The sequence below is a fragment of the Bradyrhizobium sp. P5_C11_2 genome, from assembly GCF_054049755.1.
This window is the reverse complement of the sequence record NZ_JBFULT010000388.1, coordinates 1-7,264: the sequence shown is the minus strand read 5'-3', so window position 1 is coordinate 7,264 and position 7,264 is coordinate 1. Positions and strand designations below refer to the sequence as shown.

General features: G+C 66.0%; 6 protein-coding genes and 1 pseudogene. 3 read left to right on the top strand and 4 right to left on the bottom strand.

The window, feature by feature from the left end; all coding sequences use genetic code 11:
• A partial coding sequence (locus ACXJL8_RS28550; RefSeq protein ID WP_456685998.1) for a caspase family protein occupies positions 1 to 1,560 on the bottom strand: 1,560 nt, incomplete at its 3' end.
• Positions 1,561 to 1,744: 184 nt separating this feature from the next.
• Positions 1,745 to 2,173 (bottom strand): GFA family protein, encoded by a 429-nt coding sequence (locus tag ACXJL8_RS28545; protein WP_456618377.1) that lies wholly within the window; start codon positions 2,171 to 2,173, stop codon positions 1,745 to 1,747.
• A 94-nt stretch (positions 2,174 to 2,267) separates the two neighbouring features.
• On the opposite strand from ACXJL8_RS28545, the gene ACXJL8_RS28540 reads away from it, so the two are divergent.
• From ACXJL8_RS28540 to ACXJL8_RS28530, 3 genes are all read left to right on the top strand, one after another.
• Positions 2,268 to 2,642 (top strand): nuclear transport factor 2 family protein, encoded by a 375-nt coding sequence (locus ACXJL8_RS28540; RefSeq protein WP_166467747.1) that lies wholly within the window; start codon positions 2,268 to 2,270, stop codon positions 2,640 to 2,642.
• Between the two features lie 164 nt (positions 2,643 to 2,806).
• Positions 2,807 to 3,664, top strand: a complete 858-nt coding sequence (gene bla / locus ACXJL8_RS28535) for a class A beta-lactamase (RefSeq protein ID WP_456685997.1) — start codon at positions 2,807 to 2,809, stop codon at positions 3,662 to 3,664.
• A gap of 46 nt (positions 3,665 to 3,710) precedes the next feature.
• Positions 3,711 to 5,321: a Na+/H+ antiporter gene (locus ACXJL8_RS28530; protein ID WP_456618379.1), complete on the top strand. Its 1,611-nt coding sequence runs from the start codon at positions 3,711 to 3,713 to the stop codon at positions 5,319 to 5,321.
• A 352-nt stretch (positions 5,322 to 5,673) separates the two neighbouring features.
• Here the strand turns inward: ACXJL8_RS28530 and ACXJL8_RS28525 are convergent, their stop codons facing one another.
• Together ACXJL8_RS28525 and ACXJL8_RS28520 are read right to left on the bottom strand one after the other, a co-directional pair.
• Positions 5,674 to 6,513, bottom strand: a complete 840-nt coding sequence (locus tag ACXJL8_RS28525; protein WP_456618380.1) for an N-acetylmuramoyl-L-alanine amidase — start codon at positions 6,511 to 6,513, stop codon at positions 5,674 to 5,676.
• A 3-nt stretch (positions 6,514 to 6,516) separates the two neighbouring features.
• Positions 6,517 to 7,264: pseudogene (locus ACXJL8_RS28520) on the bottom strand (Rieske 2Fe-2S domain-containing protein); the annotation flags it as partial.

The following is a 7,264-nucleotide window of genomic DNA, read 5'->3' as shown; positions in this document are numbered from 1 at the left end:
GGGCTTGGCAGCGCGCTTCTTCTCGCATTCATTGTCGTCGTTCAGCGCAAAGCCGTCGCCGCAGACGATCCTGGTGCACTTGTCGCCATCGGCCTTGAAGCCGTGCTCGCAGACCAGCGGGCAGACGCGCGACGGCTTGGCCTTGACGGTATCGAGCGCGTCGGTGCTGGCCATTTTCACGTCGAGCTTGGTGCCGGCGTAGCGGTTGAACTGCGACAGCGAGCGCTGCGACGACGTGCTCCAGTTGCCATCGGGGGTGCCCGAGAAGCAGCCGACGCGGCCGAGCTCGGTCTGCACCGAGCGGTTGAGGTCGGCCGGAGCCGTCGCGGGCGTCAGCGAGGCCACGGCGGTGCCGGTCGGGCTCGCCGTGCTGGCCGGCACGGCGCTCGGCGCGGCGGCGGCGAGGTTGACGCGCTGCTGTTCGGCGGCAGCCGCCTGCTGCTGTGCCTGCTCCTTGGCCTTCTGCGCGGCGAGTTGCACCTGCTCGGCGGCTTTCGCATCGGCCGCGGCCTTGGCCTGCGCATCCTTCTGTGCACCGACCGCGGCGAGACGATCGCGCTCGGCCTCGGCCTGCTTGGCCTTCTCGGTCGCCGCCGCGTGCGCCTGCTCGGCGCCGATTTTTTCGACCTGAAGCTTGGCGAGATTCGCATAGAAGCCGTCAGGGTGCTGGGCCAGGAAGGCCTCCCAGGCCGGCCTGTTGCCGACCTGGAGCGCCAGCTCGTAGTCGCGACGGATATCGGCCTGCGGGTTCGCGACAGGCGCCACGGGAGCGGCGGCTACCACCTTGACCGGCACCAGCGGCACGTCCTCGCCGCCGAGCGAGCCATAGACGAACGGCTCCTGCTTGTTCGCGGTCGACTTCAGCACGTCGTCGCGCACGAAACCGAAAGCGYGGCGGACGTCGAGGCCCGGCGTCGTCAGATGCTTCGACAGCGCAACCGTGAACGGGCTGTTGGCGCCGTCGCCGTCCTGCGCCGTGAAGCCGGCCTTGGCCGAATAGGCGATCAGCGTGTTGGGGCTGGTCGGCTCGACCTGGGCGAGGCCGCGGCCGATGCCGCGCGAGGCGACCGTGCGCTTCATGGTCTTGCCGAACGGATTGTCACGGCAGGCGTCGAGGATCACCAGACGAAGCTGCTTGGCGGGCTCGACCGCAACCAGGACGCGGTCGAGCGACAGCGCCTCGTCATAGACGTCGGTGTCGCGCTCGAGCTTGGCGTCGACCGGGATCAGATAGTTCAAGCCTTCGACCTCGATGCCGTGGCCGGCATAGTAGACCACGGCGATATCGGCATCGCGCGTCGAATCGGCGAAGTCGCGCAGCACGCGCCGCGTGTCGAGCGCGGACAGATCGTGCCGGGAATCGACGACGTCGAAGCCGGCATCCTTCAGCGTCTTCGCCATCACCGAGCCGTCATTGACGGGGTTCGCAAGCGAGGGCGCGTGCTGATAGGCCGAGTTGGCAATCACCAGCGCGACGCGCTTTCCGGCGAAGGCGGGTCCGGCGCCGAACAGCAGCGCGACAGCGAGGAGCAGCGGGCAAAGTCTGAACAGGTTGCGCATGACACGCCTTCCGAAAGCTCTGGGCCGTCCGAGGCCCTTTGGGACCGCTCTAGCAAAATCCGCCGCGCGCGCTTGTGATGGAGGTCACGAAGGCGGCGCCGGCGACAGGCCGGAAGTCCCCCTTATTTGTCGCGCCAGTGCGGCCGCGGTTCGCCGGCAAGGGCGCCCATGGACCGGGTTCCCCCTAGGCACCGCTGATATGCCCCCGATACTGCGGCAGATTGTCCGTGATCTCATGCCAAGGCGCCTTCGAACCTACGAAAATATGGGCGCTCGGCCGGATCGAGGGGGCATCGACCAGGGTTCCCATGGCGACATGGACCCACTTTCCCTCGCGCACCCGGGAATACAGCAGCGAGCCACAGCGGGCGCAGTGGGCGTCATGGGTGATGTCGTCGCCGAAAATGGTGCGCTGGTCCTCGCCCCGGACGATGCGGAGCTTGCTCTGCTCGATCCCGGCGAAGGGCTTGAAGGCGGAGCCGGTGGTGCGGCGGCAGTTCGAGCAGTGACAGTTCAGCGCGTAGGAGAATTGGTCCGCCACCTCGTAGCGCACGGCGCGGCAGTAGCATTCGCCGGTGAGGATACGAGCCTTCGAGTTTTCTGATCCGGTCATGGCAACGCCTGCGCGCAAATGGTTGACACACCCATAGCGCATTTTGATACCTACGACTAAATTCCCCCCGAGCCATCATTCAAAGGGATGACCCGTGAGCCAGAACCGTTCGAGCGTCGAAGCCGTCGTGCAAAGCTATTTTGACGGACTTTACGAGGGCGACGCCGAAAAGCTCGGCACCATCTTCCATCCCTCGGCCGATCTGCGCTGGGTCGAGAAGGGCGAATTGCAGGTGCTGACCGTACCGGATTGGCTCGACCGCGTGCGCAAGCGGGCCTCCGCCAAGGCCGAAGGCAAGCCGCGTGAGGATTTCATCGTCACCATCGACCGGTCCGACGAAAAGACCGCCTTCATCAAGGTGCGGTGCCAATTGCCGCCACGTTTCTTCACCGACTATCTGGTGGCGATGAAGCTCGCGGACGGCTGGCAGATCGTGTCGAAATCGTACCGGTATGACCTGAGGGAGTGAGGGACTCGACCTTCCGCTGTCCGAAATCTGCGGCACTCGTCCCGCATTCTCCGTCATTGCGAGCGCAGCGAAGCAATCCAGAAATCTCTCCGCGGAGACAGACTGGATTGCTTCGCTGCGCTCGCAATGACGACGCCCCACCTTCATCCGCCTGAAAGTGCCCCATGCTGCTCGATCGTCGCTCCCTACTCGCATCACTCTGCTCGATGGCCGCCAGCCCCGCGTTCGCCGCGGACGCTGTGCCCGAGCTCGAATCATACGAGCGCGAAAGCGGCGGACGGATCGGCGTCTATGCCGAGAACCTCGCGACCGGCGCGAAGATCGCCTRGCGCGCCGACGAGCGGTTCATCATGTGCTCGACGTTCAAGGCCTCGCTCGCGGCCTGCGTGCTGGCGCGGGTCGATCGCGGCGAGGAGCAGCTCGCGGCCGTGATCCCTTACGGCCAGGCCGACCTGCTGAGCTATGCGCCCGTTGCCAAGCAAAATCTCGCGGCCGGCAAGATGTCGGTTGCCGAGATGTGCAAGGCAATCGTCGAGCTCAGCGACAACACCTGCGCCAATTTGCTGCTGGCGCGGATCGGCGGGCCAGCCGCCCTCACCGMGTTCTGGCGATCGCTTGGCGACACCACCTCACGGATCGACCACAACGAGCCTGAGGTCAATCGCTCCCCGCCCGGCGATCCCCACGACACCACCACGCCGGCGGCGATGGCCGGCAATCTGCGGCGGCTGGTGACGGGCGAGGCGTTGTCGCCGGCGTCGCGCGCCCAGCTCACCGAATGGATGGTGGGCTGCAAGACCGGTGCGAACCGGCTGCGCGGCGGCCTGCCCGCGGCCTGGAAGATCGGCGACAAGACCGGCAACAACGGCAAGGACGCATCGGGCGATATCGCGGTCATCTGGCCCAGGCCCGATGCGCCGATCTTGATCGCGGCCTATACCCAGGGCGGCAGGCCCAACGCCGCGCAGATCGACGCCGTATTCGCAAGCGTCGGACGCATGGTGGCCGAACGGCTGGCGTGAGCCGCGACGCATTGACCTTTTGGCCGCTTCCGGGCCAAGACAGGCCATGATCGCAGCAAAATTTCAGACCTTTCTCATCCTGCTCGCGGTGCTGGCGGGCACCGCGCTTGTCGCCCGCCGCTTCAACATCGCGCCTGCCATTTTGCTGATGCTTTCCGGCGTCGGCCTCGCCTTCGTGCCGGGCATGCCGCCTGTGGAGCTGCCGCCGGAACTGGTGCTGCTGATGGTGCTGCCGCCGCTGATCTACTCGGCGAGCGTCGCGATGAGCTGGCGCGAGTTCAGGAACAATCTGCGCCCGATCGTGCTGCTCGCGGTCGGCGCGGTCATCTTCACCGCGGCACTTGTGGCGGCCGCCACGCATTATATGATCGGCCTGCCCTGGACCATCGGCTTCCTGCTCGGCGCCATCGTCGCGCCGCCCGACGTGGTGGCGCCGCTCGCGATCGCGCGGCGGCTGAACATGCCGCGCCGGCTCCTGGTCATTCTCGAAGGCGAAGGGCTCGCCAACGACGCCACCGCGCTGATCCTCTACCGCTTTGCGCTCGCCGCCATCACGGTCGGGCATTTCTCGGTGCCTCTGGCGGCAGGAGAATTCTTCCTGATTGTCGCCGGGGAGATCGCCTTCGGCATCGGCGTCGGCTGGCTTTCGCTGCGCTTCCGCAGATGGGCGAAAGATCAGCAGGTCGAGCTGACGCTGTCGCTGATCACGCCCTACGTCTCCTACTGGCTGCCCGAGCATGTCGGCGGCTCCGGCGTGATCGCGACGGTGGCCTGCGGCCTCTATGTCAGCTGGAACGGCCCGCTCCTGATCTCGTCCGCGACGCGCCTGCAAGGCATCTTCTTCTGGGACCTCGTGATCTATCTGATCGAGGGCTTGCTGTTCCTGCTCACCGGCTTCCAGATGCGCGCGCTCTACGAGAAATCGAAAGCGTTCCCGCTCGACGATATCCTCATCGCGACCGCCGTCGTCCTGGTGATCATCGTGATCGCGCGCTTCGCCTGGCTCTATCCCGCGACCTATCTGCCGCGGATCCTCAGCAAATCGCTGCGCCAGCGCGATCCGTCGCCGCCATGGCAATGGCCGTTCGTGCTTGCCTTCACCGGCGTGCGCGGCGCGGTGTCGCTGGCCGCCGCGCTGGCGCTGCCGTTCACGCTGCCGGGCGGCGAGGCCTTTCCGTATCGCGACCTGATCCTGTTCGTCGCCTTCGGCGTCATCTTCACCACGCTGATCGGGGTCGGCCTGACGCTGCCGCCGGTGGTGCGCTGGCTCGGCGTCGCAGAGGCCGGCCGCAGCGAGCATGTCGCCGAGCACGAGGCCGAGATCGCCGCGCGGCGCCAGGCGCTCGACGCCGCGCTGAAATCGCTCGACGCGCTGACGGGGAAGAAAGAGGTTTCCGAGGAAGTGATGCGGCTCTTGCGCGCGCGTCACGAGATCCGCGCCAACCAGCTCCCGGACTCGCTCGATCCCGCCCACCACGACGTCTCAGCCGCCGGCACCGCGCTGACCCGCGAGCTGATCGTCGCCGAGCGCCGCTTCATCCACGACCTCTTGCGCGACGGCCAGATCACCGACGAGACGAGGCGGCGGATCGAGCGCGACCTCGATCTCGAAGAGGCGAGTTTGGCCAACCGGGAGTATCGCGGGGTGCCGCTGTAGGTGTCCCGTCGTCCCGGCGAAGGCCGGGCCCCATAACCACAGGGAGTAGTTTGACGAAGGCCCGCGGTTATCAGCTTCGCGCCACAACCGCTCCCTGAGGCTATGGGTCCCGGCCTTCGCCGGGACGACAGCTGAGAAAATAATCACTCACCACGTCGTCCTGGACAAGCGAGCGCTTGGCAACGCGTAGCGTTGTCCAATAGCGAGCGAAGATCCAGGACCCATTACCACAGGGAGCAGTTTGACGAAGACTCGCGGTTGCCAGCATGGCTCCGCGACTTCTCCTTGGGGTAATGGGTCCTGGCTTTCGCCAGGACGACGACGGTGAGCATCGCGACGCCCGATGTCAGCACTACCGCCTCTCGCAAAACTCCCCCATCGCCGCCGCGACGGCTCCCGCAATCAGTTCCTGCCGCTCCGGGGAGTTCATCGCCATTTCCTCGTCGCGGTTGATGATGGAACCGGCTTCGAGCAGCACCGCGGCGCTGTTCGTTCGCGACAGCACGACGAGCCCGTCATAGCGGTAGACGCCGACATCCTTGTCGAGCAGCTGGCGGCGGTAGCGTCCCATCACCGGCAAGGTGTATTGGCTGGCATAATGCAGGCCCTGCTCTTTCAACTGCCGGCCGATCATCCGGGCCAGCAACAGGCTGGTGGCGAAGTGCGAATTGCGTTCGGATACGAATAGCGAATGGCCTGAAAACCGATCGCTGAAATAACTCATCGCGCCGTCGAATTCCCAGGTCTCGAGCAGCTTGTCCGGCACTGAGTCGTGATGGATCGACAGCAGGAGATCGGCCCGGCCGTCATTCGCGGCACTGACGCGCTTGAACAGGCTCGGCCGCGCCTTGCCGTCCGTGACGAGCAGGCGGGTTGCGGCAAAGCCCTGGTCCCTGAGTTTCGCCGTGATCAGCTTTCCGAGCCGGAAGTTGAAGCCGAATTCCGTATCATTGCGCGCGCTCAGCGCGCCGTAGGAGTCCGGAGTGTGCCCGACATCCACGACGATCCGGAATTTCGGCATCTCACATCTGGCCGATGGCGCCGGCGGCTTCGGCTTGGACTTGGGCTTGGACTTGGGCTCGGGCTTCGCCATCGTTCGCGCGGCAGCGGCATGTCCGCGCCCGACAGGGGCAAGCGACGCCAGCAGGGTCGACGCGACGAGAACTGCAATGATGCTGCGCGATTGGCCCAAGCCCTACTCCGCCGCTGCGATCCGGGGACGGCCGACAAAGCCTGCGACGTCGCCGAAACGCTCCAGCATCACCGCGGGCAGGTCCTTGGCCCTGCTGGTGACGCAGGCGCCGGAGCGCACCGCGTAGCGATCCTGATGCGCGGCCTGCGGCGGCGCTTCGCCGCGCTGGAGCGCGCGAGCCAGATCCATCACGACTTTGCGGAAATGCATGATGCCGAGATCGGTCGGGCCGAGATGCTCGCGGGTGCGGTCGGCGATCGGGCCCTGGCTGTCCTGCACGGCGGCGTCCTGCTCGGAGACGCCCTTGATGCCGGTATAGCTCCTCGTCTTCTGGAGCTTGCGGTCGATCAGGTAATCATTGCCCTTGTGGCGCAGCGGCACGTAATTGTCGTCGACCTCCGCGATCACGCCGTTGCCGCGGTCATAGGCGTCGCGTTCGGCTTGCGTCAGCGGCCGCTCCGGATTCCAGGCATAGGTGTAGATCCAGCAATTGGTATCGGTCACGGGAACGAAGGTCTGGCCAAAGATGTTCTCGCCCGGCATCGCGCTCGGCGCGTAGGCGTGGAACGGCATCAGGAACTGCGCGATACGCCAGTAGATGTTGTCGCTGCCGGTGAGCCGGCCGCCGGCGATGGTGAGGCCGGCGTCGTGCGGGGCGATCTTGATAACTGGACGCGGGTCCTCGGCGATCCAGCGCATGTGGTCGCTCGACATCCGCGCGATCGGATTCACGAAATGCTTCTTGATGTCC

Coding starts and splice junctions, on each gene's coding strand:
- ACXJL8_RS28545 (WP_456618377.1), bottom strand. CDS start 2,173: ATGACCGGATCAGAAAACTCGAAGGCTCGTATCCTCACCGGCGAATGC.
- ACXJL8_RS28530 (WP_456618379.1), top strand. CDS start 3,711: ATGATCGCAGCAAAATTTCAGACCTTTCTCATCCTGCTCGCGGTGCTG.